Origin of the sequence: Telluria aromaticivorans (assembly GCF_013003915.1) — a bacterium.
In the GTDB taxonomy this organism is placed as follows: Bacteria; Pseudomonadota; Gammaproteobacteria; order Burkholderiales; family Burkholderiaceae_D; genus Telluria; species Telluria aromaticivorans.
This window is the reverse complement of record NZ_JABAIV010000004.1, coordinates 24,890-49,962: the sequence shown is the minus strand read 5'-3', so window position 1 is coordinate 49,962 and position 25,073 is coordinate 24,890. Positions and strand designations below refer to the sequence as shown.

The 25,073-nt window shown below is 63.0% G+C and carries 23 protein-coding genes and 1 pseudogene; 18 read left to right on the top strand and 6 right to left on the bottom strand.

Features of this window, described 5'->3' with window-relative positions; all coding sequences use genetic code 11:
- Positions 1 to 155: 155 nt before the first annotated feature.
- Positions 156 to 935, top strand: coding sequence for an enoyl-CoA hydratase (locus tag HGB41_RS12850; protein ID WP_171084985.1), 780 nt, complete (start codon positions 156 to 158; stop codon positions 933 to 935).
- 1,072 nt (positions 936 to 2,007) lie between these two features.
- Here the strand turns inward: HGB41_RS12850 and HGB41_RS23980 are convergent.
- Positions 2,008 to 2,820, bottom strand: a complete 813-nt coding sequence (locus HGB41_RS23980) for an ice-binding family protein (RefSeq protein ID WP_371868524.1) — start codon at positions 2,818 to 2,820, stop codon at positions 2,008 to 2,010.
- 681 nt (positions 2,821 to 3,501) lie between these two features.
- Between HGB41_RS23980 and HGB41_RS12840 the strand changes: the two are divergent.
- From HGB41_RS12840 to HGB41_RS12830, 3 genes and pseudogenes are all read left to right on the top strand, one after another.
- A pseudogene (locus tag HGB41_RS12840) lies at positions 3,502 to 3,837 on the top strand (transposase); the annotation flags it as partial.
- Between the two features lie 333 nt (positions 3,838 to 4,170).
- Positions 4,171 to 4,989: a DUF4262 domain-containing protein gene (locus HGB41_RS12835; protein WP_212760932.1), complete on the top strand. Its 819-nt coding sequence runs from the start codon at positions 4,171 to 4,173 to the stop codon at positions 4,987 to 4,989.
- A 132-nt stretch (positions 4,990 to 5,121) separates the two neighbouring features.
- Entirely contained in the window at positions 5,122 to 6,336 is a 1,215-nt protein-coding gene (locus HGB41_RS12830) for an MFS transporter (RefSeq protein ID WP_171084981.1), read from the top strand.
- 7 nt (positions 6,337 to 6,343) lie between these two features.
- Here the strand turns inward: HGB41_RS12830 and HGB41_RS12825 are convergent, their stop codons facing one another.
- The gene (locus HGB41_RS12825; RefSeq protein WP_171084979.1) at positions 6,344 to 7,558 is read right to left on the bottom strand and encodes an MFS transporter; all 1,215 of its coding nucleotides are present in this window, start codon (positions 7,556 to 7,558) and stop codon (positions 6,344 to 6,346) included.
- 199 nt (positions 7,559 to 7,757) lie between these two features.
- Between HGB41_RS12825 and HGB41_RS12820 the strand changes: the two genes are divergently transcribed.
- The 5 genes from HGB41_RS12820 to HGB41_RS12800 are packed head-to-tail and all read left to right on the top strand — an operon-like array spanning position 7,758 to position 10,949.
- Positions 7,758 to 8,087 (top strand): ArsR/SmtB family transcription factor, encoded by a 330-nt coding sequence (locus HGB41_RS12820; protein WP_171084977.1) that lies wholly within the window; start codon positions 7,758 to 7,760, stop codon positions 8,085 to 8,087.
- A gap of 28 nt (positions 8,088 to 8,115) precedes the next feature.
- Complete coding sequence (locus tag HGB41_RS12815; protein ID WP_171084975.1) at positions 8,116 to 8,595, top strand: arsenate reductase ArsC; 480 nt, start codon at positions 8,116 to 8,118, stop codon at positions 8,593 to 8,595.
- Between the two features lie 5 nt (positions 8,596 to 8,600).
- Complete coding sequence (locus tag HGB41_RS12810) at positions 8,601 to 9,881, top strand: arsenic transporter (protein WP_171084974.1); 1,281 nt, start codon at positions 8,601 to 8,603, stop codon at positions 9,879 to 9,881.
- A gap of 13 nt (positions 9,882 to 9,894) precedes the next feature.
- Positions 9,895 to 10,611: an arsenical resistance protein ArsH gene (gene arsH / locus HGB41_RS12805; RefSeq protein WP_171084972.1), complete on the top strand. Its 717-nt coding sequence runs from the start codon at positions 9,895 to 9,897 to the stop codon at positions 10,609 to 10,611.
- Between the two features lie 8 nt (positions 10,612 to 10,619).
- The gene (locus HGB41_RS12800; protein WP_171084966.1) at positions 10,620 to 10,949 is read left to right on the top strand and encodes a DUF4326 domain-containing protein; all 330 of its coding nucleotides are present in this window, start codon (positions 10,620 to 10,622) and stop codon (positions 10,947 to 10,949) included.
- 18 nt (positions 10,950 to 10,967) lie between these two features.
- Here the strand turns inward: HGB41_RS12800 and HGB41_RS12795 are convergent, their stop codons facing one another.
- Positions 10,968 to 11,591 carry a GIN domain-containing protein gene (locus tag HGB41_RS12795; RefSeq protein WP_171084964.1) on the bottom strand — a complete coding sequence of 208 codons (624 nt, stop codon included), beginning with the start codon at positions 11,589 to 11,591 and terminating at the stop codon, positions 10,968 to 10,970.
- Positions 11,592 to 11,874: 283 nt separating this feature from the next.
- Here HGB41_RS12795 and HGB41_RS12790 point away from each other — a divergent pair, with 283 nt between their 5' ends.
- Positions 11,875 to 12,342, top strand: a complete 468-nt coding sequence (locus HGB41_RS12790) for a GyrI-like domain-containing protein (protein WP_171084962.1) — start codon at positions 11,875 to 11,877, stop codon at positions 12,340 to 12,342.
- A gap of 130 nt (positions 12,343 to 12,472) precedes the next feature.
- Here the strand turns inward: HGB41_RS12790 and HGB41_RS12785 are convergent, their stop codons facing one another.
- Positions 12,473 to 12,742 carry a hypothetical protein gene (locus HGB41_RS12785; RefSeq protein WP_171084960.1) on the bottom strand — a complete coding sequence of 90 codons (270 nt, stop codon included), beginning with the start codon at positions 12,740 to 12,742 and terminating at the stop codon, positions 12,473 to 12,475.
- A 274-nt stretch (positions 12,743 to 13,016) separates the two neighbouring features.
- On the opposite strand from HGB41_RS12785, the gene HGB41_RS12780 reads away from it, so the two are divergent.
- Both HGB41_RS12780 and HGB41_RS12775 read left to right on the top strand, forming a co-directional pair.
- A complete protein-coding gene (locus tag HGB41_RS12780) occupies positions 13,017 to 13,811 on the top strand; it encodes a DUF4142 domain-containing protein (protein ID WP_171084958.1) in 795 nt (264 codons plus the stop codon).
- Between the two features lie 127 nt (positions 13,812 to 13,938).
- Complete coding sequence (locus tag HGB41_RS12775) at positions 13,939 to 14,556, top strand: DUF4142 domain-containing protein (protein WP_171084956.1); 618 nt, start codon at positions 13,939 to 13,941, stop codon at positions 14,554 to 14,556.
- Positions 14,557 to 14,719: 163 nt separating this feature from the next.
- Here HGB41_RS12775 and HGB41_RS12770 read toward each other — a convergent pair whose 3' ends face one another.
- Both HGB41_RS12770 and HGB41_RS12765 read right to left on the bottom strand, forming a co-directional pair.
- Positions 14,720 to 15,250, bottom strand: a complete 531-nt coding sequence (locus HGB41_RS12770) for an FMN-binding negative transcriptional regulator (protein WP_171084954.1) — start codon at positions 15,248 to 15,250, stop codon at positions 14,720 to 14,722.
- On the bottom strand, positions 15,250 to 15,714 hold the full coding sequence (locus HGB41_RS12765) for an OsmC family protein (protein WP_171084952.1): 465 nt from the start codon (positions 15,712 to 15,714) through the stop codon (positions 15,250 to 15,252). The genes HGB41_RS12770 and HGB41_RS12765 overlap by 1 nt, the downstream gene beginning before the upstream one ends.
- A 90-nt stretch (positions 15,715 to 15,804) precedes the next feature.
- On the opposite strand from HGB41_RS12765, the gene pdxR reads away from it, so the two are divergent.
- From pdxR to HGB41_RS12735, 6 genes are all read left to right on the top strand, one after another.
- On the top strand, positions 15,805 to 17,295 hold the full coding sequence (gene pdxR, locus HGB41_RS12760; protein WP_171084950.1) for a MocR-like pyridoxine biosynthesis transcription factor PdxR: 1,491 nt from the start codon (positions 15,805 to 15,807) through the stop codon (positions 17,293 to 17,295).
- A 14-nt stretch (positions 17,296 to 17,309) separates the two neighbouring features.
- Entirely contained in the window at positions 17,310 to 17,900 is a 591-nt protein-coding gene (locus HGB41_RS12755; protein WP_171084948.1) for a DNA-3-methyladenine glycosylase I, read from the top strand.
- A complete protein-coding gene (gene mnmC1 / locus HGB41_RS12750; RefSeq protein WP_229423013.1) occupies positions 17,851 to 19,545 on the top strand; it encodes an FAD-dependent 5-carboxymethylaminomethyl-2-thiouridine(34) oxidoreductase MnmC1 in 1,695 nt (564 codons plus the stop codon). Before HGB41_RS12755 ends, mnmC1 begins: the two co-directional genes overlap by 50 nt.
- A 284-nt stretch (positions 19,546 to 19,829) precedes the next feature.
- A complete protein-coding gene (locus HGB41_RS12745; protein WP_371868517.1) occupies positions 19,830 to 21,311 on the top strand; it encodes a S10 family peptidase in 1,482 nt (493 codons plus the stop codon).
- On the top strand, positions 21,308 to 21,652 hold the full coding sequence (locus tag HGB41_RS12740; RefSeq protein ID WP_171084944.1) for a PLC family EF-hand domain-containing protein: 345 nt from the start codon (positions 21,308 to 21,310) through the stop codon (positions 21,650 to 21,652). Before HGB41_RS12745 ends, HGB41_RS12740 begins: the two co-directional genes overlap by 4 nt.
- 484 nt (positions 21,653 to 22,136) lie before the next feature.
- On the top strand, positions 22,137 to 24,641 hold the full coding sequence (locus HGB41_RS12735) for a sensor histidine kinase (protein ID WP_171084942.1): 2,505 nt from the start codon (positions 22,137 to 22,139) through the stop codon (positions 24,639 to 24,641).
- Positions 24,642 to 25,073 lie beyond the last annotated feature (432 nt).

The following is a 25,073-nucleotide window of genomic DNA, read 5'->3' as shown; positions in this document are numbered from 1 at the left end:
GCATCGGCGTGTACGTTGATGCCGCCGTCACGTATCACCGCGTGGGCGGGGAACCCGCCCACCCTACAACGTCGACATATTGCGACACGTAGGGTGGGCGGGTCTCCCGCCCACGCGGTCATCCAACGTCAAAAAATAATGGGAGACTCCTGAATATGGACATGCTGATCACCAAGGCCGCCGGCCTGCTCACCATCGAATTCAACCGCCTCGAACGCAAGAACGCCATCACCGGCGTGATGTACCAGGCCATGGCCGATGCGCTCGTCGACGCCGAACAAGACAGCGCCGTGCGCGCCATCCTCATCGCCGGCAAGCCGGAGATCTTCACCGCCGGTAACGACCTCGACGACTTCATGAAGAACTCGGCCCCGGTGCCGGGCGTCCCGGCCGAAGCCCGCCCGGTCTTCCAGTTCATGCGCGCGCTGCACGGCTCGACCAAGCCGGTCGTCGCAGCAGTCGCCGGCGCCGCCATCGGCATCGGCACCACGATGCTGATGCACTGCGACCTGGTCTATGCGGCCGACAACGCCAAGTTCTCGATGCCCTTCACCCAGCTCGGCCTGTGCCCGGAATTCGGCTCATCGCTGCTGGTGACGCAATCGGCGGGCTATGCACGCGCCGCCGAGAAGCTGCTGCTGGGCGAAGCCTTCGGCGCCCAGGAAGCGCTCGAAATAGGCATGGTCACCCGCGTGCTGCCGGCTAGCGAGCTGCGCGCGTTCGCCGAACAACAGGCTGCCAAGCTGGTGGCGCTGCCGGCCGCATCGATCCGCACCACCAAGGCGCTGATGAAGCGTCCGCGCATCGACGCCATCGAAGCTGCGATCGCAGCCGAGAACGAACGCTTCGCAGCCATGCTGCTGGCGCCGGAAGCGAAGGAAGCGTTTACCGCCTTCTTCCAGAAACGCAAGCCGGATTTCAGCCAGTTCGACTGATCCATTGAAGGGAGGCGCGGTGCCGGCGTTGGATCTCACACAAGTTGAGATTAGGAAATGACGGAATCAAAGAATTAGCATGAAAAATCTCACATAAGATGAGATTATTCAGCAAAATCTCATATAAGTTGAGAATATTCAGATTGCGCGTTTTTTGAGCAACTGCGCCATCGGGCCTCGTTTCGTATCGCCGAAACAAGCCGCTTGAAACGCTAAATTGCTCAGTTCAGCGGGGTCCGCCGGTTCGACAGCAGGTTGAGCTCCGTGCTCTCCTCCAACGATCGGTAGCTGACCAGGGCGTGCTTCATTTCGAGGTTAATCATGCATTGGTTGGGGCCGCACTCGATTATCCGACCACAGCGGCACTTCCGGTGGCGCGTCGTCCGGTCGTAGACGCTCCGCTATCCGAGCAAGGTCTTTTGGGCTAACCGTGATACGTCCAATCCAAACGTTGACATCATCCGAAAGTGGCACGATTACGGAAACGACGGCGCATAGACCACGGATCAGCAACACCTCAATCGACGGACTGCTGCGCCCAGCGCGTGGCTTAAACCAAAGGATGAGTGTCCGCTGCAGCGCCGGTACATGCAGCATATAGCAGTGCGCTCCTAGGGCGACAATCAATCCGCACGGCTCTCCGCCGTAATTAACTGATCGAAGATTCAGCCCCTTGAGAATCACACCTGATACACTACGCTTGGCAAACCAGCCCATTAGTCGTGAAAACGGCGAGCAAACCCCTTTTTTGACGCATATGTTTCATAATAAATCGTGGCCGTACGCACGTTGATCCGCAATCAGAACTAGTGTCCGAATGGGTCGCCAGCATCCGGATTCCTTATTATCCGCTCATCGCCAACCCGTGAAGTTCCGTAAAGGTTCTTCACGGGGCTTTGAAGCGAACCGGCTTAGACGATCACGAAGAGTCTTAACGGCAGGGGTCGAGGTGAAGGGCAAGTCGCGCAAGTTGCTAATTTATTAGCGCTGCCTACAACCAAACGCCTTTGATGAAATCTCCCAGATGAGGTCACATTTACTTGACATGGTTATCACCACATCGCTTCTGCGATTATGACTTTCTCCGCATTACGCTGCGGCAAAGACCGAGTCCCCCTAATCCCATGAGCAAGAGCGAGGCTGGCTCCGGAACTTCGCTGGCATCCCCGCCGCTATCGAACCCGATACTTCCATAGTCAGTACGTCCACTCCCCAATTGGCCTCCGCCTGCGCAATCGTTGGAGATTGTATTCGTATCCATAGTGATAGCACCGTTCAGAGCAATGGCCCGGCCGCACAAAATTTTCGCCGTCGTATTAAGCGTGATACTTTGGTCCGCCAAAATGTTTCCTGCAAATACAGTGCTCGTACCCAGCGTTGCGGAACTGCCAACGTCCCAGTAAAGACCAGTTCCTCCGGTTCCATTTATGACGTTAACGCTTGATGCGCTAGCGGTGGTTAGAGTGCTACCAATCTGGAATACGAAACGGGCATTTGGGTTATTCTGCGCGTCGAGTGTAAGGAGACCCGTCAGTTGGGCCGAAGACGCGAAACGGTAAACTCCAGGGGTAAGCACCATCCCGCCGAGGTCTTGCCCAGTAAGGTCGAGAGTCGGAGCCAGAGAGCCTAGGAAATTAGATGCAGACAATGCATCCGCTTGCGCTTGCTGTGCAACGGCGTCGGTTTGATGTACCGATCCGGTTAGGGTAATGGTTGCCAAACCAGTGATGGAACTTCCCGGAAAGACTCCTAAATCCCCGTATATTGTAGTCGCACCCGTGTTAGTCACTGCGGATGCTCCTAGGACCGCAAACGATCCCGATGATCCAAGAATCGGCGCAGACCAGGCTGTGCCATACGTTAGTGCTGACCCGAGCGTACACATCCAGAGTGCCACTATTTTTACTATTTTCACTTTTTTCTCCCAGTAGATTGGCATAACTTTCGTAGTGGAATTAATAGCGGGGTGTGCAAAGGTTTCGTATAAATTCAACGTAACCTAAGCATAAGATGTAAAGCATAAATCAAGCCAGTTGCGCCAAGCGATTGGTTATTAACAGTTTTGCGTACGCTTGAAAGGGAGCAATATGACAAGTGTAAAATAGTTCGACAACACTGTGTTCCTGAATTGAAATAGAAATTGAAATTAAGATTTATTTATTTTAAGAAAATCTGTTTAGCAGCAACCTTGGATACTTGCGGGGTAGCGGGAAGAAAGTGAAGCCGTCCCTGCAATCTAGTCGTAGTGTCTCGACACTCATTTTTACTAAGCCGCAGGGGTGTTCACTTGCTTATAGTCGAAACAGCTCATGGGAATCTGTGTCGGATAGATTTATGTTATGGGGTAATCGCGCACTGACTCAGCCAGTAGGTTCACGAAATCGGCTCTCAATCTGTGCAGGAACCGGGCGGGCGTCAGCCTGCCGATTCAGTATCTTGAGATACGCTTGTGTGTATAACTGCCGAACCAGACCGCGCGCGCGGTCGACGTGACAGAAAAAGGTACGCCGAGCCTGCCAGATTTTCGGTGGGGAACGAGGTCATGATTTAGTACCGAAAGGATTCCATGACCGACGAAATGACCACCAAGAAGCCGAAGAAGTCTAAAGAGCCGTGCCCGTTCCAAGTCGAGCTGATCGACCAGCTGCTCGCTCAAGTTGAGAACAAGGCCGCAGAATCGATCCTTGGGAGATCTGGCCTGGCCGGGCACTTGAAAAAGACGCTGGCCGAACGCATGCTGTCAGCAGAGTTGACGCATCACCTTGCCAGTGAAGGCGATAGCAGCAGAAATCATCGAGATGGCACGAGCCCGAAGAAGGTGCTGACGCCGGGTGGGGATCTGCATCTGGATATCTTGCGCGACCGTTTGTCGATCCTCGAGCCGAGGCTGGTCGCCATGCATTAGCGGCGCATGACTGGATTCAAGTTTGAATCGTTCTGCAAGTAGCGGGTCGAATTGCCTGAAAAACACGCAATCCGAATGATCTCAACTTATGTGAGAATTTGCTGAACAATCTCATCTTATGTGAGTATTGATCTCAACTTATCCGAGAGCTTCCCTACTAAGTAATTGATTTATAATGATTCTGATCTCATCTTATGTGAGAGCCAACGGCCGGCAGGATGTCACCAGCGCCTCATTTTCCTTCGGAAGGCGACTACCCGCCAATCGATTGTCCAAATACAGCAACACACTGTTTTCCCTCCTTGGCGGCCTTCGACGAAACGAAACGCCATGCCTGGCCTGATCGCGCTATTCTTCGATAATTGTCCTGGAGTATTGATGTCGATGCATGCCCGCTTGGATACCCTGAGGCCCACCTCCTCGCCCTTGGAAGAAGGCGTGGATGCGGGCGCCTATTGCACGGCCGAGGTCGCACAAGGACGCCTGCCGGTGCTCCAGGTCACGCACGACGCCGATGGCGGCTGGCAGTTCCTGGATGCGACGACCGACATGCCCGGGAAGTGTGTCCTGCGCAGCGTCAGGGCGATGGTCAGCGCGGATCCTACCCTGGCCCAGGTCGGCGACCTGCCGCGCGGCTGGAGCGCGCTGCGCAGTGCGGTGGGCGCGACATGGCAACGCTGGCAGACAGGCTGCGACGAGCATGCCGCCGAGCGCAAGGCGCTGCACGACATCGACACCTATGGCCTGCACATCCTCAGCGTGGCTGAAGACGGCGCGCTGCCGCCATTCTCCTATTCGATCGGCATCGGTCAGTCGCTCGGGTTGCCCGAAATGATCGTGGTGGGCCTGCGCCACGAGGTCGCCCAGGCCGCGATCAATGCCTGCTATGCCTTGATGAAAGCAGGACAGAGGATCGTTCCCGGTGCGCGCGTCGCGGGCTTGCTCGGCGGCGGCTTCGAATGCGAGATCGTCGAGGTGTCGCCCGCGCATTATCGGGAGTACATGGGCTGGGCATGGTGGCTGTACGACGGCCCGGGATTCCGCGCGCACCAGATCGTGTTCCCGAATACGGCAGGGGTGTTTCCGTGGGAGCCGGCGGCAGATGCGTGGTTCAGGAACTGGCAGCCGCTGTTGAACGCTACTGCGTAGCCCTGAGCTGCGTGGACGTGCAAAGAATATTTGCACGGGGAGCCCGGCAGGCAAAGGATGTGTGCCTGGAGGGCCTGCGATGCATATGATCTTTGCATAGTACACTCGCAAGATCGCCTCCAGCTTCCTTCCATGTCCACTCCATCTCCTGCGCCGCATGCCGGCGCCGCATCCGCGCCGCCGGCGGCCGTCATGCAAATCCTGTTCTCGGTCGCCTTCGTCCACCTGCTCAACGACTGCGTGCAGGCCGTACTGCCCGCCATCTATCCGCTGCTGAAACAGGAATTCGCGCTCAGCTTCACCCAGATCGGCCTGATCACATTAACCTTCCAGTGCACGGCCTCGCTGCTGCAGCCCTGGATCGGCCTGTACACCGACAAGCGCCCCTTGCCCTTCCTGCTGCCGTTCGGGATGTGCGTCACCCTGGGTGGCGTAGCGCTGCTGGCCACGGCCCCCAGCTATCCAATGCTGCTGCTGGCGGCAGGCCTGATCGGCATCGGCTCCTCGACCTTCCACCCGGAAGCCTCGCGCGTCGCGCGCCTTGCCTCGGGTGGGCGCTTCGGCTTTGCCCAGTCCCTATTCCAGGTCGGCGGCAACCTCGGTTCGGCTTTCGGTCCACTGCTGGCAGCGGCCATCATCATCGGCAGCGGGCAGGGCAGGATCGCCTGGCTGATGCTACTGGTGCTGCTGGCGGTGGCGGTGCTGGTGTTCGTGAGCCGCTGGTATGCCGGCCACCTGCGCAATGCGACCAGGAAGATCGCGGTGCATGCGGGGCCGGGCATGTCGCGCGGCCGCGTGCTATGGGCGCTCACGGTGCTGGCCCTGCTGGTGTTCTCGAAATACATCTACATGTCCAGCCTGTCGAGCTATTACACCTTCTTCCTGATCGAGAAATTCGGGGTGACGGTGGAGTCGGCGCAGATGTACCTGTTCCTGTTCCTCGCCGCGGTAGCCGCGGGCACCTTCGCGGGCGGCCCGATCGGCGACCGCATCGGCCGCAAGCGCGTGATCTGGTTTTCGATTCTGGGCGCGGCGCCGTTCGCACTCATGCTGCCGTATGCGGACCTGTTCTGGACCGCGGTGCTGTCGGTGGTGATCGGGCTGGTGATGTCGTCCGCATTCTCGGCCATCGTCGTGTTCGCACAGGAGCTGGTGCCGGACAAGGTAGGCATGATCGCCGGCCTGTTCTTCGGGCTCATGTTCGGCATCAGCGGCATCGGCGCGGCCGCGATGGGAGCGATGGCGGACACCACCGGCATCGAGTATGTGTACCGGATCGCGTCCTTCCTGCCGCTGCTGGGGATCCTGGCGATCCTGCTGCCGCGGATGGATGCGCCGAAGCGCTAGCCTACTCTCAGGCGGCCTTGCGCTCGTCCGGCGCATCCTGGCGTGCAGGCGCGGGCGCTGCGCGGATCGCGGACAGGTAGAGCAGCAGCGACGCCAGCGCACACACGAACAGCCCCAGCGGCAGCATCATCGGCCCCGATGCGGCCGACAGGATCGCCGCACCGACCAGCGGACCGGCCGCTTTTGCCAGCAGCGACGGCGCCGCCAGCGCCCCCATGATGGCGCCGTAATGGCGCGGACCGAACATGGCCCGTGGCAGGGTGCCCTTGATGATCGTCAGCACCCCGTTGCTCATCCCGTACAGCAGGCAGAACACGACCACCGCCCAGGCCTGCGTCCCAAGCAGCGCCAGCACCAGCAGCCCGAAGGGCAGGGTCGCGAACACGAAGCGGCCGACCAGCTGCGGCGCGGCGTCCTTGGCCAGCGTGCGCTCGCCGATGCGGCCCGCGACCTGCATCGGGCCGACCAGCGCCGCCAGCAGCACCGCAGTGCCCGCCGTGTGGCCGAGCGTCTGCAGCAGCGGGATCAGGTGCACCGCCAGCGCCGAGAAAATGAAGACATTCGCCGAGAAGGCCAGCGCCAGCTTCCAGAAGGCCGGATGGCGCACCGCTTCGCCGAGCGTGTGGCTGTCGCGTGGTGCGTCCGGCGCCGCCGGCAGGTGGGGGGCGTCGCGTCCCAGCCAGAGGTGCAGCGGCAGGCAGAGCGCGAGCTGCAGCAGGGCATAGGCAAGATAGGTGTCGCGCCATCCGAGCCGGGACGCGATGGCGAGCGTCAGCGGCCAGAAGATGGTGCTGGCAAAACCGGCGAACAGGGTCAGGGTCGAGATGGCGCGCGGTGCGCCGATGGGAACCTTGCGGTTGATGGTCGCAAACGCCGCTTCGTAGAGCGTCAGCGCCATCGCCAGGCCGATGACGGTCCAGGCGCCGAAATACGATAGCGTGGTGGTGCAGCGCGACAGCCAGGCCAGGCCGGCGGCGCAGACCACCGAGCCTGCCGCCATGACATAGCGGCCGCCGTGGCGGTCGACCAGGGCGCCGATGGGCGTGGCCGTGATGCCGGCCACCAGCAGGCTCCAGGAGAAGGCCGCGAACGCGGTTTCGGCATTGATGCCCAGGTCGCGCTGGATGTTTGGCGCCAGCACCGCGAAGGCGTAGTAGAGCGCGCCCCACGACACGATCTGCGTGACGGCGAGGATGCCGATGGTCCTGCGTGCTGCTGACAAGCTGTTCTCCTGATGCGGTGATGTGGCCGCGGTTCGCACCGGCGGCCTCCCTGAGAGCTCCCTGAGCCGTCACTCTACCGCAGCTGGCGTATGCGTGCCGGCTTGTCATCATCCTGTCAAATTATTTCGATAATCTTCGAAGGGTAGCCAGGCTTTTGGCTATAATTCGATAAACATGGAAATGATTGGACACGCCCTGATGGACACCAAAACCGCAATCGCGGCACTGGCCGCACTGGCCCAGGAATCGAGGCTGGCCGTGTTCCGGCTGCTGGTGGAAACCGGGCCGGCGGGCCTTGCCGCCAGCAAGATCGCCGCGGCGCTCGGCATCCCTTCGTCCTCGCTGTCTTTCCACCTGAAGGAACTCAGCCACGCAGGCCTGATCGCGCCGCGCCAGGAAGGGCGCTTCATCATCTATGCGGCGCAGTTCGACACCATGAACGGCCTGATCGCCTTCCTCACCGATAACTGCTGCGGCGGTAACCCCTGCGCGCCGGTGGGCGCACCCTCCTGCGCAACCACGACCTGATTTCTACGACCACTCTTTTATGACCACCATGAACGTACTTTTCCTCTGCACCGGCAATTCCTGCCGCTCGCTCATCAGCGAAGCGGTCTTCAACCAGCTGGCGCCCGAAGGCTGGCGCGCACTGAGCGCCGGCAGCCAGCCGATGGGCCGCCTGAACGCGCGTGCCCTGCAGCTGCTGGCGGAGAAGGGCATCCCGACCGAAGGCTATTTCAGCAAATCCTGGGACGACCTGCCAGTCACGCCGGACATCGTCGTCACCGTCTGCGCCAGCGCGGCAGGCGAGACCTGCCCGGCCTACCTCGGTCCTGTGCTGCGCACGCACTGGGGCGTGGAAGACCCGAGCCATGTCGAAGGCACGCCGGAAGAAATCACCGTCGCATTCGAAAAGGCCTACGGCATCCTGCGTGCCCGCATCGAAGCCTTCCTGGCATTGCCTCTTGCTTCACTCAGCCAGGACCGCGCCCGCTTCAAGGCGGAGCTGGACCGCATCGGCATGCTGGAGGCCTGACCCCCGTGCTGCCCGCTTTCCTGATTTTTGCCGCCACCCTCGTCCTCGTCATCTGGCAGCCGCGCGGCCTCGGCATCGGCTGGAGCGCCTCGCTCGGCGCCCTGGTGGCGCTGCTGGCCGGGGTCATCACCGTCGGCGACATCCCAGTGGTCTGGAACATCGTCTGGAACGCCACCGGCGCCTTCGTGGCCGTCATCATCATCAGCCTGTTGCTGGACAAGGCCGGCTTCTTCGAATGGGCGGCGCTGCACGTCGCGCGCTGGGGCGGCGGCAACGGACGGCGCCTGTTCATCCTGCTGGTGCTGTTAGGGGCGGCAGTGGCGGCGCTGTTCGCCAACGATGGCGCGGCCCTGATCCTCACGCCGATCGTGATCGCCATGCTGGCCGCGCTGCGCTTTACGCCGAAGGCGACGCTGGCCTTCGTGATGGCGGCCGGCTTCATCGCCGATACCGCCAGCCTGCCGCTGGTGGTGTCGAACCTGGTGAACATCGTGACCGCCGATTACTTCGGCATCGGCTTCGCGCGCTATGCGTCCGTGATGCTGCCGGTGAACCTGGTGTCGGTCGCGGCAACGCTGGCGGCGCTTCTGTGGTTCTTCGGCCGCGACATCCCGCCAAACTACGACCTGGCGCAGCTGCGCCATCCGAACGAAGCGATCCACGACCGCGCCACCTTCGTCGCCGGCTGGTGGGTGCTGGCGATGCTGCTGGCGGGCTTTTTCTGGCTCGACGAAATCGGTGTGCCCATCAGCGCCGTGGCCGCGTTTGGCGCGCTGGTGCTGTTCGCCGTGGCCGCGCGCGGCCACAAGATCGCGACGCGTGAAGTGCTGCGCGGCGCGCCCTGGCAGGTGGTGGTGTTCTCGCTCGGTATGTACCTGGTCGTCTACGGCCTGCGCAACGCCGGCCTGACCGGCTACCTGACGGCGCTGCTCGAGCGCTGCGCCGAGCATGGCGTCTGGGGCGCGGCGCTCGGCACCGGTGTTATTACTGCGGTGCTGTCCTCGATCATGAACAACATGCCGACGGTGCTGGTGGGCGCGTTGTCGATCGATGCGACCACGACTACCGGCGCGGTGCGCGAAGCGATGATCTATGCGAACGTGATCGGCAGCGACCTGGGGCCGAAGATCACGCCGATCGGCAGCCTGGCCACGCTCCTGTGGCTGCACGTCCTCGCGAGCAAGGGCATCCGCATTTCGTGGGGCTATTATTTCCGCGTCGGCCTGGTGCTGACCTTGCCGGTGCTGCTGGTGACGCTGGCTGCGCTGGCGCTGCGCTTAAGTTAACAAAGGACCTTCCATGACCAGGATCCCGAATCTCCCCAACATCAACCCCGGCCAGCTCGACATGCCGGACATGGACAAGCTGGCGCAGCAAGGCGACATGAATCATCCGCCGCGCATCCTGCTGCTGTATGGCTCGCTGCGCGAACGTTCGTTCAGCCGCTTCCTCACCTATGAGGCGGCGCGCATCCTCGAACACTTCGGCGCCGAAGTAAAAATCTTCGACTCGATGGAATTGCCGATGGCCGGTAGCGTTCCTGAGACCCACCCCAAAGTGGTCGAGCTGCGCGAGCTGTCGCTGTGGTCGGAAGGCCAGGTCTGGTGCAGCCCCGAGCGCCATGGCGCGATCACCGCAGTGATGAAGAACCAGATCGACTGGATCCCGCTGGAGCAGGGAGCGCTGCGCCCGAGCCAGGGGCGCACGCTGGCAGTAATGCAGGTGTGCGGCGGCTCCCAGTCCTTCAATGTGGTGAACACGATGCGGCTGCTGGGGCGCTGGATGCGCATGTTCACGATCCCGAACCAGTCCTCGGTGCCGATGGCCTACAAGGAGTTCGACGAGGAGGGCAGGATGCGTCCGTCCGCCTATTACGACCGCGTGGTGGACGTGATGGAAGAACTCTTCAAGTTCACGCTGTTGATGCGCGGCCGCAGCGAATACCTGACCGACCGCTACAGCGAGCGCAGCGAACGTGCGCTACGCAGGATCAACGCGCAGATCGAGAAAATCTAGGAGCCGCCATGCAGCCGGAGCGCGTACAACGGAGCAGGAAGAAGGGCTGGAAGCTGCCGCCGAATACCACCTCGGTGGCGCGTCCGGGCCGCTGGGGCAACCCATTCTCGGTGGTGCCGGACGCGCCACCGGGCGCGCCGGTCGGCACCCGCTACACCGCGATGCCGAGCGTGGCGGACGCAGTCGCCGCCTTCCGCCGCTGGCTAACTGAAGACCCGGCCGGCCGGCCGCTAGCGCAAGAGGCGCAAGTGGCGCTGCGCGGCAGGAACCTGGCCTGCTGGTGCCCGCTCGATGGGCCCTGCCATGCCGAGGTCCTGCTCGACATCGCCAACCGCTGAGCGGGCGGGGTGTGACGCTTACTTGACCGCGACCACGCTGCCGATGCCCGACACCGACTTGTTCACGATGCGCGGGTTGCCGTAATAGGTCAGGTTGCCCATGCCCTGCACCTTGGCATTGAGCTTGTCCTTGGCATGCACGCTGACGGAACCGATGCCTTCGAAGCTGACGTCGGCTTCCTGGGTGACCAGGTCCTTCGTATCGACTTCGCCCACGCCCTGGGCGCGCAGGCGCAGCTCGCGCACTTCGCCGTCGATGGCCAGGCGGCCGGCGCCGCGGTAGTTGACGTCGAGGCGCTCGCCGCGCAGTTTATTCAAGCGCATGACGCCCGCGCCTTCGCCGCGGAAGGTCTGCAGCTCCGGCAGGGTTACCACGATGCGGTCGCTGGACTCGATGCTGTTGCGGCTGCTGTCCTTCATGTGCAGGCGCAATTCGCCGTTGACCACTTCGCTGGTCACGCGGTCGATGAAGCGCGGGTCGCCGATCACCTTGAGCGAATACGCCTTGCCGGCTTCCACCGTGAGGCTGACCGGGCCATGGACGTTGATGCCCTTGAACGGCGTGACGCTGCGCACCTGTTCATCGGCGTGGGCATTGAGCGATGCGCAGGACAGGATGGCGGCGAGGATCAGGCGTTGCATGGTGGTCTCCGGTAAGTTTGGTATGAAGCCATTCTAGGGAGACGCGCTGCGGGCGGGTGGTGTTTGCGACGAACTGCACAATTGCGGGAGTGGAATGCCGGGAGGGCGGATGATGGGATTCCGGCAAGGGCGGAGGCAGGTGAAGCTGATGTCGGACGGTTTTGAGGGAATTTCCCAACAAATACAATGTTGATAGCGACAAATGATTGCGCACGATTGCGCGGATGGCAATATTGTCTAAGGGTTAAGGCTATAATTTCCTCGTCCCCTTAGAGTGAATATCATGCACATCTCAACCGTTACCCTACCTGAAATGAAGCTCGCCGGGCTGCCGCTTGCAGGTCCGTCTTCGGTTCTGGAAGCGGACTTGCCGGATACCTGGGATAGCTTCCTGGAACGCGAAAGCGAGCTGGGCGAATCCAAGGGAATGCGCTACAGCCTGCGCCTGCAAGAAAAAGACGGGGTGTACCTCGAATGCGTCGCCACCGAGGTCGCCGACCTGAATTCACTGCCGCCAGGCATGATTGCGATCCGTATCCCGGAGCGCCGCTACGCCATGCTGACGCACCGCGGTCCCATGGCACGCGTGCAGGCCACCTACACGACCGGCAACGCCGCGATGGAGCAACTGGGCATGGCCCCGGATGAAGGCGCCTGGCGCATCGAGCGTTACGATGGTCGCTACACGCCAACCCTGGATGATGGCAATCGGCCAGATAACGCCTACGACATCCTGATTCCGTTGCTTTAATTAAATTGGTGCCGGTATATTTCCCGACCGCCGGCGCCGGTAGGGCAGCTCACGCCGCCAGCATCCCTTCCCAAGGACAGGCCTAGTCTGCCTGCCGATTGTGACAGGCGTTTGACGAAACCCGCTTTTGTCAGGGCGCGTCGTCGACCGGCCGCTCGTCCGGTTCCTCGTGGGTGGCTGCGAAGACTTCGTTTTCAGCGTATTGCGTGAGCTCCTCGCCGCCGTCGAGCATGACCTCGGGCGGATGGAGCATATCGTGCAGCATGTCGCGCAGCGCGGGCGTGTCCCAGGCGACGCCGGCGCGCTCGCAACGCTGGATGTAGTTGAGCACTTCGCGGTTCTGCGCAGGGCTCAGCGGTAGCCCATGCCAGGCGCCAGTGGGCGACAAATCGGATTTCATCGTGACCTCCTCCGCGGCCGTCGGCCGCTTGCGTCCACTATACGCCGCGCGGCCCGGCAGGGCGCACGGGACGGCAGCGTATCCCGGCTGTCCGCCGAGCCCGTTTTCACACCATCTGGAACACGAAATGTTGCAATACGGCTAACGTGCGCTGTTCCGTTACTTGCGGGTCTACACTCGATTCGCTCGACATCAGCCGATGTCAAAAACAGGAACGCCGCCCGGTTAATCCAGGAGCGGCAACCCGGGCCAGTCAAAAAAACAGGAGAACACCATGCAGAAAAACCAAGTCGTCAAGAAATTGCTCGCAGTGACAGCAGTCGCCGCCATGTTCAGTGCATTCGGCGTGCAGGCGCAAACCAGCGGCCAGACCGCGCAGTCGATGACCAACCAGACGGCAACCGGCAAACAGAACATGACCGGCAAGACTGCCGCTGACGGCACCGTCAACAATACCAGCAGCCAGGGCATGGAAGACCGCAGCGCCACTGCCGGGGCCAAGGGCATGACCCACGCCGACGGCGCCAAGCCGCATACCGGCGCCACCGACACCGCACAGACCAGCTCGGGCGCATCGGGCGCCGCGGGCGCCACCGGTTCGGGCGCGGCCAAGCTGACCGCGGCGGACAAGAAGGGCATCATGGACATGGCAATGGCCGACATGGCCGAAGTCGAAACCGGCAAGCTGGCGCTGAGCAAGTCGCAGAATGCCGAGGTCAAGACCTTCGCCCAGCAGATGGTCGACGACCACGGCAAGGCGCTGGCCGAAATCCAGGCGCTGGCGCAGTCGAAAGGCGTGACCCTGCCGACCGAGCTCGATGCCAAGCACAAGGCCATGTCGGCCAAGCTGGAAAAGCTCAGCGGCGACGCCTTCGACAAGGCCTACATGAAGCAGGCTGGGCTGGCTGACCACAAGGCGACCCATGCCAAGCTGAAGTCGATCTCCAAGAACGCCAAGGATCCGGATGTGAAGGCAGCCGCCGAGAAGACCATGCCGACCGTCGAGCAGCACCTGAAGGCGGCCCAGCAGATGTCGATGGCCAAATCCGGTACGACGTCGGGCAAATAAGCAGTTCAACAAGCAGTTCAATAGGCAGGTGAGCGCGCGATCGAGCGGGTTTGCCGGCTAGTCATCAGCACCGCGCCGGCGGGACGTTCGCGTCCTGTCGGCGCATCCGTGCGTCAAGGAGAATCACATGCAGAAAACACAGCGCATCCACACCGTGCTCGCAGCCTCGCTCGCCGCGGCGATGTTCGGCCTTGCGCCGGCCCAGGCCCAGACTGCCCCGGCAGCCCAGGGCGCAGCGGCGCCTGCTACTGCACCCGCGCCGGCCGCCAAGCTGTCCGACGCAGATCGCGACGCGCTCGCCGACCTGGCCATGGCCAACATGGCCGAGATCGCGACCGCAAAAATTGCGCTCAGCAAGAGCGCCAATCCCGACGTCAAGGGCTACGCCCAGCGCATGGTCGACGACCACACCAAGGCCCAGGCCGAAGTGCAGGCGCTGGCCAAGGCCAAGGGCGTGGAACTGCCCACCGAACTGAACGTGAAGTACAAGGCCAAGTCGGCGATGCTGCAGGCCCTGAAAGGCGAGATCTTCAACCGCACCTATATCAAGCAGTCGGGTCGTACCGACCACCTCGACACCCACAGCAAGCTCAAAGACCACCTCGATGACCTGAAGGATCCCGAGGTCAAGGCGCTGGTGACCAAGATCCGCCCGATCGTCGAGCAGCACCTGATCATGGCCGAAGAAATGATCGCCAAATCCGGACGCTCCACCATGGGAACGGCGGGCGCACCGACGAAGTAAAAACCGTCGGCTACCCGTAGGGTGGGCGGGTCTCCCGCCCACGCGGTGATAGTTTGCAGAGAGATCATCCGGCACGTGAGCGGAGCGGGTACCAATCACAGCGTGGGCGGAGCGGGTACCAATCACAGCGTGGGCGGAGAATCCGCCCACCCTACGATTCTCGCTAAGCCTGCGGGCTGCCCTTCCATTTCCCCTCGATGCGCTCGATAACAATCTCGATCCCGACGATCGCCTTGAGCATGCCGTCGATATAGGCCGGCGGCGCATCCGCGACCGACCATGGCTGCGCCTGCGTGGCTTCGTGGTGGCCGGTCTGGCTGTGAAGGAGGCCTAGCAGCCAGGCTGGATCTCCCACCGCCCGCAGGCGTCCGTGCACGTGCACCACGTGGTAATCCCAGGTCGGCACCACGCGCCCACCCGTGGCCGCCTTTTCGTTCTGATCCGGCGGTATGTAACTGGCCGGGCCGCGGAACACCACCAGCACCGGCTGCCCGGCGCGGCGCCACACCGGATTGGCGCGGGCGACGTGCGCGCGCAGCACCCCTTGCGGTTCGGATTCGACAAATTCGAAAGGCAGGTGGTCGGCATCCGGCAATTCGCCGTCGTGGGTGACGAGCATGCCGAGCGCGTGCCCGGCGATGAGTGCCTGCATCGCTTGCGGGTCCGGCTGGCGGTGGCGGGGCGGAAGGTACATCAGCTGCCTCCCACGACGACGACTTCGGTCTTGAGCGAATTGGCGACGTAGCAGCGCTCGTGGGCGAGATGGTGGACTTCGTCCAGTTCGGTGCTGGTCGGCTGAACTTCGCCGTCGAATACGATGGCGGGGCGCAGCTCGATGCGCGTCATGGCCATGCGGCCTTCGCTGTCCTTGTCGAGGAAGCCGACGGCGCGGTCGACATAGCTGTCCACCGTGAAGCCGCGCTGCCCCGCGATCGACAGGAAGAACAGCATGTGACAGCTCGACGCGGCGGCCACCAGGGCTTCTTCCGGGTCGACCGCCGCCGGGTCGGACATCGGCACCGGCACCGACAGCGGTGAGGACGAAGCGGGCACGCGCAGGCCGCCGTCGAACTGCCAGTCGTGGGCGCGGCTGTAGCGCCCGTCGAGGAAAGCCTGGCCGGCACGCTGCCAGCTCACCTGTGCTTCAAACTGTTTCATTGGTCCCCCATTGTGGTCGAACCATCATCATAGGCAGCGGCTTGGCTTGCTCAAAGTACCAATCCGCGCGAAGATGGGCGTACCAATTTTATGCACATCCACGACCTCTTTGCCACGCTTCCTCTGGACCGCGCCGGCGCGACCCCACTGTTCCGCCAGCTCTACGCCTGGCTGAAGGACGCCATCCTGCAGGGCAGGGTGGCTCCCGGCGCGCGCCTGCCTGCCACGCGTGACCTGGCGGCAATGCTGGAGGTATCGCGCCAGACCGTGCTGGCCGCCTACGAGCAGCTCACGGCCGAAGGCTACCTGTGCGGCGGGGTCGGGCGGGGCACTTTCGTGGACGCGGCGCTGCCGGTGGCCCGACATGCACCGTCTTCTCCCGCCGGCCTGTTGCGCCCCTTGCCGGAACGCGGCGCCGCAATGGCCGCGGCCATGTCGCGGGTGCGCTACCACGACGGCCCGGTGCGCGCCTTCCGCCCCAGCATGCCGGGCCTGGACCTGTTCCCCTTCGACGTCTGGCGCAAGCTCGAACTGCGGGCGCTGCGCCGCCCCGGTCCCCACCTCGGCTACAGCGAGCCCGCCGGCTACCAGCCTTTGCGTGAGCTCCTGTGCGCCTACCTGCGCGCCTCGCGCGGCGTGGTGTGCACGCCCGAGCAGATTGTGATCACCTCCGGCTCGCAGCAGGCGCTGTACCTGCTGGCCCACCTGTTGCTGGCGCCCGGCGACGGCGTCTGGGTCGAGTCGCCCGGCTACCAGGGCGCCTGCGCCCCGATGACGGTGGCCGGCGCGCGCATCTGCACGGTGCCGGTGGATGCCGAGGGCATGGACGTGGCCTATGGCGCGGCCCACTACCCGGATGCGCGCATGGTGTTCGCCACGCCCTCGCACCAGCTGCCGCTAGGCGTCACCATGAGCCTGGGCCGGCGCCTCGCGCTGCTGCGTTGGGCGGTCGCAAACCGCGCCTGGGTCATCGAGGACGATTACGACAGCGAATACCGCTACACCGGCCCGCCGCTGGCTTCGCTGCAAAGCCTGGACAGCGCCGGCTGCGTGATCTACGTCGGCACGCTCTCGAAAGTGCTGTTCCCCGGCCTGCGCCTGGGCTATGTGGTGGCGCCGCCTGCATTGGCCGAACCGCTGGCGCGCGCCAAGGCCGTGGTCGACCGCCACAGCGCCATCGTGCCGCAGATGGTGCTGGCGGATTTCATCGGCGAAGGCCATTTTGCACGCCACATCCGGCGCACCCGCGAGGCCTACGCCGAGCGGCGAGAGGCACTGCTCGGCGCGATCGATACGCGCCTGGGCGACCGATTGCGCTGCGGGCCGTCGGATGCGGGCCTGGATCTGTGCGTGCATTTCCGCCCCGATGCCAATGGCAGCTTCCCTGATGAAGCGCGCGTGGCGCAGGCGGCGCTGGATGCCGGCATCGAACTGCGCCCGCTGGCCTATTACGCGAATCCGCAGGCAGTGCCGGCATGCGCGGTCGATCCGGGTTTGCTGCTGGGGTTTTCGGCGGTCGGTCCGGAGGACATCCGGCGCGGCGTCGATGGGCTGGCCGCGGTGATGGCAAACCGCGGCTGATTTATACTCCTGCAATGACCGCTTCGCTTACCCCTACCCGCTGCTCCTGGGCCAACATGGCCAACCCGCGCTATCTGGCCTACCACGATCACGAGTGGGGCGTGCCCTGCCACGACGAGACCACCCTGTTCGAGATGCTCAACCTCGAAGGCGCGCAGGCCGGCCTGTCGTGGGAGACCATCCTGAACAAGCGCGATACCTACCGCGCCGCCTTTGATGGCTGGGACGCTTCAATCATCGCACGCTACGGCGACGCCAAGACCGCCGAATTGCTGGCCAACGCCGGCATCGTGCGCAACCGCCTGAAAGTGGCGGCGGCGATCACCAATGCCAAGGCCTACCTCGTCATGCGCGAGCAGGGACTGACACTGGATGCCTACCTGTGGGGCTGGGTCGACGGCAAGCCGATCGTCAACGACTGGCCCGATGGCGCGCGCCCGGCGAAGACCGAGCTGTCGGACCGCATCTCGAAGGACCTGGCCAAGCGCGGCTTCAAGTTCGTCGGCTCGACCATCATCTACGCCTACATGCAGGGCATCGGGATGGTGGACGACCATGACCGAACCTGCTTCCGGCGCGCCGGGCGTCGCCACGCGGCACGCTGACATGGACCTGCGCGCGCACTGGCGTGGCCGCGAACGCTATACGGTGTTCGCCACAAGCTACGGCGACGGCGCAGAGGCGCGCGCGCTGCAGGCCGACTGGTATGCCGATCCGGATCGGCCGGCGCGGCTGCACATCGTGGCGCTTACGACGGAGCTGCAGCCTGGCTTTCACCGTATCCCGCAGGACGACCCGCGCCTGACACTGACCTTATTGGCCATGCCGCTCGATGCAGCGCTGGTGCAGCTAAGCGCGCAGCCCGATGCCGTCTTCCTCGATGCCGTCCCTGGCGCCGGCTTCGTGCGCCCGCTCGCGCGTATCGTCGCGGCTGAAGCGCGCCTGTCCGCCACCGCGCTGGACGAGGAACAGCGCGCGGCGCTGGCGGGGCAGGGCTTCGTGTTCGGCAGCGATAACGAAGCCGTCTTCGCCAGCCGCAAGCCGCGCCTGCCGGTGCCACCCGTCCCCGAACGGCGCGCGCTAGTCATCGGCGCAGGCCTGGCCGGTGCGGCCGCCTGCGCCGCACTGTGTTTGCGCGGCTGGGAAGTCACCCTGGTCGAGCGCCACCCGGCGCCCGCCATGGAAGCCTCCGGCAACCTGGCCGGCATCTTCATGCCGCTGCTCTCGCGCGACGACAACATCCCGACCCGCCTGACCCGCGCCGCCTACCTGTACGCGCTCAGGGCCTGGCGCCAGTTGGGCGGTATCGACGGCGCCATCGAAGGCCAGGCCTGCGGCGTGCTGCAACTGGCGCGCGACGCCGATCATGCGGAAGTCTCGCGTGTCATCGCACGCGAAGGAAACTACCCGCCGGAGTTCGCGCGCTGGCTCGAACAGATAGAAGCTGAAGCACTGCTCGGCCTTCCCGCACCGGATGGCGCCTGGCTGTTCGGGCAGGGCGGCTGGGCGCGTCCCGGCAGCGTGTGTGAAGCAATGCTGGCCGCCTGCGGCGATCGCCTCACGCGGCGCTTCGGCGTGGGCAGCGTCGCGCTCGAAAATGAAGACGGCCAATGGCTGGCGCGCGCCGAAGATGGAACGGTCGTCGCAGGTGCGCCGACCGTGGTGCTGGCTGGCGGCGCCGGCGCGCGCCGGCTGGCGCAATCGGCCGACCTGCCGCTGGCCGCGCTGCGCGGGCAGGTCACCCATTTGCCAGGCGGCGCCGCACCCAGCCTGCCGCTGGTGCTGTGCCGCGAAGCCTACCTGACCCCGGCGGCGGGCGGCATCCTTTGCGCCGGCGCCACCTATGACCTCGACGAGGACCCGGGCCTGCGCGCATCGAGCCAGCAGGAGAACATCGACCGCCTGCGCGGCCTGGTGTCCGATCCGCTCGCAGCCGAAGGCGTACCGCTGGCAGGGCGCGTGGGTTTTCGCTGCGTGGCCCCGGACCGCCTGCCACTGGTCGGCCGCCTGCCGGATTTCGCCGCCGCCGGCGCCACCGAACGCCTGCGCGACGTCCCGCGCCATCCCGGCCTGCACTGCCTGCTCGGCTATGCCTCGCGCGGCCTGATCTGGGCGCCGCTTGCAGCCGAACTGCTGGCGGCGCAGCTCGAGGGCGAGCCGCTGCCGCTGGAATCCGCGCTGGTCGACGCGCTCGATCCGGCGCGCTTCGTGTTGCGTGCGCGGCGGACAGGGGGCGGGCGTCCAGCCTGATTCCGGTCCTGCCGTCCTGCGAATCTATGCAGCTTGGCGGGCATGATCGAGACCCTGCGAACGTCGGGATTATTGTTGAGTTTTTCCTCAGTCGGCGCATAATCGGCGCCATACTCAACAGTTATCCAAGAGGACGATCTTGGCCACTCAAGGTTCTGCGCAAAGGCCGCATTGCGGCGGCCCGGTATCCAACTTGGCCAGCATCCTGCTGGTAGCCACCCTGGCGGCATGCGGCATGCGGCGGCGGTGGCGGCGGTTCTCCGGTACCCGCGCCGCCGGTGGTAGTGACGCCACCCCCGCCGCCGCCAGTCGCGGCGCTGCCGGGTAGCTACGCCGATCCGGTCATCTATTCGGGCGCGGCCTCGGGCGCACTGGCCAGCGCGACGGAGAACGCCGCCACGGTCCAGACGCGCATCACCCTGGAGGGCCGTCCGCTTGATTATTCCGCCACTACCGGCCACCTGACGGCCACCGACCTGCAGACCGGGCAGCCCGCGGCATCCTTCTTCTACGTCGCCTACACCGCCGGCGCACTGCCGGCGGCGCAGCGACCGATTACCTTCTTCTACAACGGCGGGCCGGGTTCGGCGTCGATCTGGCTGCACCTGGGTTCCTTCGGGCCGCGCCGGCTGGCCACCACCTTTCCGTCCACCGAGCCGCCCGTGACTGCGCCGGCGCTGGTCGACAACCAGGAAACGCTGCTGGACCATTCCGACCTGGTCTTCGTCGACGCCATCGGCACCGGTTACTCGCAGGCGATCGCACCGCGCACCAATGCCCAGTTCTGGGGCGTCGACCAGGACGCAGCGGGCTTCCGCGACTTCGTGCGCCGCTATCTCGCCGCCAACAACCGGCAGGCCTCGCCGGTCTACCTGTTCGGCGAATCCTACGGGGGGCCGCGCACGGCCGTGCTGGCCAACCTGCTGGAAACCGCCGGGGTGCGCGTGGCCGGCGTCATGCTGCAATCGCCCGCCATGAATTACAACGCCAACTGCGGCGTGTTCGATCCCGGACAGGTCAGCTGCGAAGGCTATCTCCCGAGCTATGCGGCTGTGTCCGCCTACCAGCAAAATGGCGGCAGCCTGCCGACCGACTTCTCGTCGGTACTGCAGCGGGTGCGCGAGTTCGCCGCCGGCCCTTACCGCAGCGAGGTCGGTCCTTTCCTGGCCAGCGGCGCGCCGCCGAGCGATGCTACCCTGACGCAGCTGGCCGGCTATACCGGTCTGCCGGTGCTGACCTGGCGCCAGGATTTTTCGATGGTGCCGGGCGCCTACCGCGCGCGCCTGCAGCCGGGGCAGGTGATCGGGCGCTACGATGCCCGGGTCCGGGCGCCTATCGGCAGTGCGCTGGCGGCCGGCGGCGACCCTTCGCTGACGCTGATCGGCAATGTCTTCAATAGCACCATCCGAACGTATCTCGAGACCGAACTGCGCTATACCGCGATCACGCCCTACCTGGGCTCCAACAACGTGCTGAACCTATGGAACTTCAGCCATGACGGCAAGGCGCTGCCGGACACGATCCCGGACCTGGCCGCGGCCCTGACCCTCAATCCCGCCATGAAGGTCCTCGCCATGGGCGGCTACCATGACCTGGCGACGCCGTTCTACCAGACCGAGCTCGACCTGGCGCGGTTGGGCGTGGGCGCCGGCATCCAGATCCGTAACTACGACAGCGGGCACATGAGCTATCTCGACGACCGCGTGCGCCGCCTCCAGAAAGCCGATCTGCGCGCCTTCTACAACAGCGTATCGGTGGCACAATGAAAACCATGTATCTGTTTTTAATACTTGTGGGTACAGCGGCCGCCGCCGCCGCCCAGGCGCCGATCGGTGTCGACGGCACGGTGCCGCCGGCGCTGCGTACCCGTCCGGCCGAAGCGCCGGCGGCAACTGGCGCGGCGCTGAGCGCGCAGGCACTGGCCAAGCTGGAGAAGCAGTTCCGGGCGGCTGACGTCGACGGCAACGGCAGCCTGTCGGTCGACGAGGCGAAGAACTTCGGCTTCGTTGCCAGGCATTTCGATGAGATCGACACCGGGCGCCGTGGCGCCGTGAGCTTCGATGACCTGCGCAACTACCTGGTGCGTGCGAAGGGCGACCGGCGCTAGACCTTCGGCCGCCAGACCTTGCGGTGACGGGTATTCCCTGCCAGATGGTCTGCTGCTTGTGGTTAAGCCTGAAGCGAAAAGCGTGATGCAAAGCGTTGAGAAGGCTGGGCTGAAAGGCCGCCTTCGGCCAAAATCGGTAGTTTGTGAACCTTAACAGCAAGTTTGGATGCAGCTCAACTATCACCGGATTTGGCTCTCGTAAGTGATTTTTCGCCCGATAGGCTCCCTACCCGCGGTCAGGTCTAAGTGTCGATCGTGCTGTCATTCATCCGCTTCGGTCCAGCTTGGTCGGTCAACTAGTAGGGCGTCTATATCAAGATTTAACGAAAATGCGTATTTGTTGTTCAGAAGCTATTGCATCTTCAATTTAGTCAACAGCTTGCGATGGCGCGCTTTCTGGACTGCAAGCCGAATTTGGTAAGATCGCCAATTGCTGCCTATTTCGCGCGACAGCCCAAAGTCGACTCGGCGCGCCTGAGTACACATGAACGTGACACCTATGCCGATACATCAGAACGGTACATCCTTCGTTCCCGGGACACACCGCGTCAATGCACTTTTAAGCTTTGTGAACTGGACGTGCACGCCGGTCGGTTTGCCGGAAAATTGGCCAAGCGAGCTAAAAAACGCTCTGTCGCTGATTTTGAACACGCATCAGCCGATGGCCCTCTGGTGGGGTGGGGAACTCATTCACTTCTATAACGATGCCTATCGTGATCTGCTGCCGGAGGCGCAGCGCGACACAGCATTCGGATTGCCGGTCCGCACCGTTTATCCTGAAGCATGGAACCTGGTTCAGCCGCAAATTGATTTCGTGATGTCGGGACAGGGGTCGACATGGCACGAGAACCAGAAGTTCACGACCTTGGAAGGTGACTCAACAACAGTCGAACGTTGGTGGACCTATGGTTACAGTCCTATCTACGTGGGCGCGTCCGTGGGCGGAATCTTGGTGGTCTGCACGGAAACGACGAAGGAGCAATTAGCTCGCATGGAATCGGACAAGCTCACGCATTCACTGGCGCAAGAGGTCGCGCGGCGTACACTTGTCGAAACCCAGCTGCGCGCTGAACGGGTGCGGCTCGACGCCGTACTCGATACGCTACCGACGGGCCTGGCCATAGTTGGCTATCCTGAAGGCACGATCCTATACCAGAATCCGAAGGCCTCAGAGCTGCTGGGCATGGATCAGCTGCCAAAGGACGCGGTCCAGGATATCGAAAAAAACTACACGGCCATTCACCCGGATGGCCGGCCTTACGAGGCGGATGAGTACCCGTCGGTCATGGCGTTTCAAATCGGGCGGCAAATAGGTCCGGTCGACATGCTGTATCAACGCGGGGATGAACGCATCATCCTGACCGTGCGCTCGTCGCCAGTGTACGATCCACAAGGGAGACTGGACCAGGTCGTCACCATCTTTGACGAGGTTACCCAGACCAGGGAAGTGGAAAAGGACAAGCTACTCTATCGGGCTATTGCGAGCCATATCCCGCATGGCGCGGTGTTTCTGGTCGACAGCGATCTGCGCTATGTTCTGGCCGATGGGCCTGCCTTACGCAACACAGGATTGGACTCGACTCAATTCGAAGGCAAGCATCTGTCTCAGGTCGTCCCGCCGTCAGATCTACCGACTGTGATTGCCGACTACGAGACTATGTTGCGTGGAGAACCGGTGTTTCGCGAACACGAGGCCGGTGGCCGGCACTTTGCCACATACGGCACCTACATCCCCTGCTCGAACGGTCCACACCTTGCTCTAGCCGTCTCCTACGATGTCACAGACCGGCTGCAGCGCGAGGCTCGGCTACAGCTTGTGGACAAGATCGCCCGCGCGACGAATACGGCCACGACTGAGAATGAAGTTTTGTTGCATGCCGTTCAAGCGCTAGGAACCTATCTGGATGCAGCGTTTTGCGGCTTTGCTGAGGTGCGCGGCACAACGTCTACCTATCGTGGCTGGGCGCGCGACGGGCAAAAGGCACTAACGGGATCATTGCGCCCTGCATGGGTCAACTCGGTGAGGGATGAATTGGATCAGTCCGCGGAGCCTGTCTTTCGCAACGAGGAGGTCCCTTTCGAGTTCCCACTTAAGCCGGGGCTGCCAGGGCGTTTTTCCCAACTCATTCTCCCGATACTCACCGAAGGACGCGTTGTGGCGTGCCTGGTAATTGGACGGCAGGACGGTAATTCGTGGAGTGCCGATGACGTGAGTCTGGCCCGTCAGGTGGTTGATGGGGCCTGGGCTAAAGCGGACCGGCTTCGGCTCATCGAGCAACTGCGCCGAATGGATCTGAAAAAGGACCGCTTCCTGGCGACGCTCGCACACGAAATACGAAATCCGCTTGGGGCGATCGTAACCGGAACGAATCTCCTGTCGCTATTGCCATCGACACGCGACGAAGTTGTGCAGATGACGGTTGAACGGATCAAGCGGCAACTCGACCTGTTGCGGCGTTTAGTAGATGACCTAACGGACATCTCGCGCATCAAACACGGAAAAATTCATCTGCAAACCAAGCGTTTTGACCTGCGCGAGGCGATTGAGCTGGCCGTCGATATGCACCGTCCCCTGTTGAGCAAACGCGACCACTCCCTGGAAATGGGTCTTGGTACGGAACCTTGCTACGTCCATGTCGACAAAGATCGGATGGTGCAGGTAGTTGGAAACCTGCTGAACAATGCGGCCAAATACACGCCTCAGTTCGGGGCGATTACGGTGGAACTCGAACGCAGCAGGTCGGCCATCATGGTTCACGTCAAGGACAACGGTATTGGCATTGAACCTGAGGCGATTCGTTCGATTTTCGAGATTTTTGTTCAGGACGATCATCGTGCCCCGACGATGCATCGCGATGGCTTGGGGATCGGCTTGGCGCTAGTCAAGCACCTCGTCCAGCTGCAAGGGGGAGAGGTCGCCGTGACAAGCGCAGGACGCGGGAAAGGCAGTTGTTTCACCGTAAGCCTACCCGTGGCGGAAGTCCAGTAGAGCTTGACATCGCTTCCTCTGGCGGCAGATTCGCAAGGACAATGCAACTACGGCGCCGCATAGGCTTCGGCTTGATGAACCACATACAAAGCCGCTCGGACTTCCTGTGCCGAGTTGCCCGCCCTAGAACCTTGTAAGGATTAGTGCAAACGCTGACTATAGACCTCACGAAGGTCTGCATGGGTCGTGGAAAACATAGGCTACAAATCAATCGCAATCGGCCAGAAGCAGACCCAGGACATGCAAGACTTTGGGTTCGCCCGAGTTGCATCCATCATTGGAAGCAGCCAGTGGCGGACGAGCCGCGCAGGCCAAGCGATTTGCTTAGGGCGCCGCGGACTGTTGTTCCCAAGCCCTCAGTTACTTCCCGAGAGCAAATTGTCAAATCCATCGCGGTATAATTGACTTACAGTAACTTTTTCGGTCCGCCGG

Excerpts from the sequence above, each read along its gene's own strand:
- HGB41_RS12850 (WP_171084985.1), top strand. The coding sequence starts at position 156 with ATGGACATGCTGATCACCAAGGCCGCCGGCCTGCTCACCATCGAATTC.
- HGB41_RS23980 (WP_371868524.1), bottom strand. The coding sequence starts at position 2,820 with ATGTGTACGCTCGGGTCAGCACTAACGTATGGCACAGCCTGGTCTGCG.
- HGB41_RS12835 (WP_212760932.1), top strand. The coding sequence starts at position 4,171 with ATGCCTGGCCTGATCGCGCTATTCTTCGATAATTGTCCTGGAGTATTG.
- HGB41_RS12830 (WP_171084981.1), top strand. The coding sequence starts at position 5,122 with ATGTCCACTCCATCTCCTGCGCCGCATGCCGGCGCCGCATCCGCGCCG.
- HGB41_RS12820 (WP_171084977.1), top strand. The coding sequence starts at position 7,758 with ATGGACACCAAAACCGCAATCGCGGCACTGGCCGCACTGGCCCAGGAA.
- HGB41_RS12815 (WP_171084975.1), top strand. The coding sequence starts at position 8,116 with ATGAACGTACTTTTCCTCTGCACCGGCAATTCCTGCCGCTCGCTCATC.
- arsH (WP_171084972.1), top strand. The coding sequence starts at position 9,895 with ATGACCAGGATCCCGAATCTCCCCAACATCAACCCCGGCCAGCTCGAC.
- HGB41_RS12800 (WP_171084966.1), top strand. The coding sequence starts at position 10,620 with ATGCAGCCGGAGCGCGTACAACGGAGCAGGAAGAAGGGCTGGAAGCTG.
- HGB41_RS12795 (WP_171084964.1), bottom strand. The coding sequence starts at position 11,591 with ATGCAACGCCTGATCCTCGCCGCCATCCTGTCCTGCGCATCGCTCAAT.
- HGB41_RS12790 (WP_171084962.1), top strand. The coding sequence starts at position 11,875 with ATGCACATCTCAACCGTTACCCTACCTGAAATGAAGCTCGCCGGGCTG.
- HGB41_RS12785 (WP_171084960.1), bottom strand. The coding sequence starts at position 12,742 with ATGAAATCCGATTTGTCGCCCACTGGCGCCTGGCATGGGCTACCGCTG.
- HGB41_RS12780 (WP_171084958.1), top strand. The coding sequence starts at position 13,017 with ATGCAGAAAAACCAAGTCGTCAAGAAATTGCTCGCAGTGACAGCAGTC.
- HGB41_RS12775 (WP_171084956.1), top strand. The coding sequence starts at position 13,939 with ATGCAGAAAACACAGCGCATCCACACCGTGCTCGCAGCCTCGCTCGCC.
- HGB41_RS12770 (WP_171084954.1), bottom strand. The coding sequence starts at position 15,250 with ATGTACCTTCCGCCCCGCCACCGCCAGCCGGACCCGCAAGCGATGCAG.
- HGB41_RS12765 (WP_171084952.1), bottom strand. The coding sequence starts at position 15,714 with ATGAAACAGTTTGAAGCACAGGTGAGCTGGCAGCGTGCCGGCCAGGCT.
- pdxR (WP_171084950.1), top strand. The coding sequence starts at position 15,805 with ATGCACATCCACGACCTCTTTGCCACGCTTCCTCTGGACCGCGCCGGC.
- HGB41_RS12755 (WP_171084948.1), top strand. The coding sequence starts at position 17,310 with ATGACCGCTTCGCTTACCCCTACCCGCTGCTCCTGGGCCAACATGGCC.
- mnmC1 (WP_229423013.1), top strand. The coding sequence starts at position 17,851 with ATGACCGAACCTGCTTCCGGCGCGCCGGGCGTCGCCACGCGGCACGCT.
- HGB41_RS12740 (WP_171084944.1), top strand. The coding sequence starts at position 21,308 with ATGAAAACCATGTATCTGTTTTTAATACTTGTGGGTACAGCGGCCGCC.
- HGB41_RS12735 (WP_171084942.1), top strand. The coding sequence starts at position 22,137 with ATGAACGTGACACCTATGCCGATACATCAGAACGGTACATCCTTCGTT.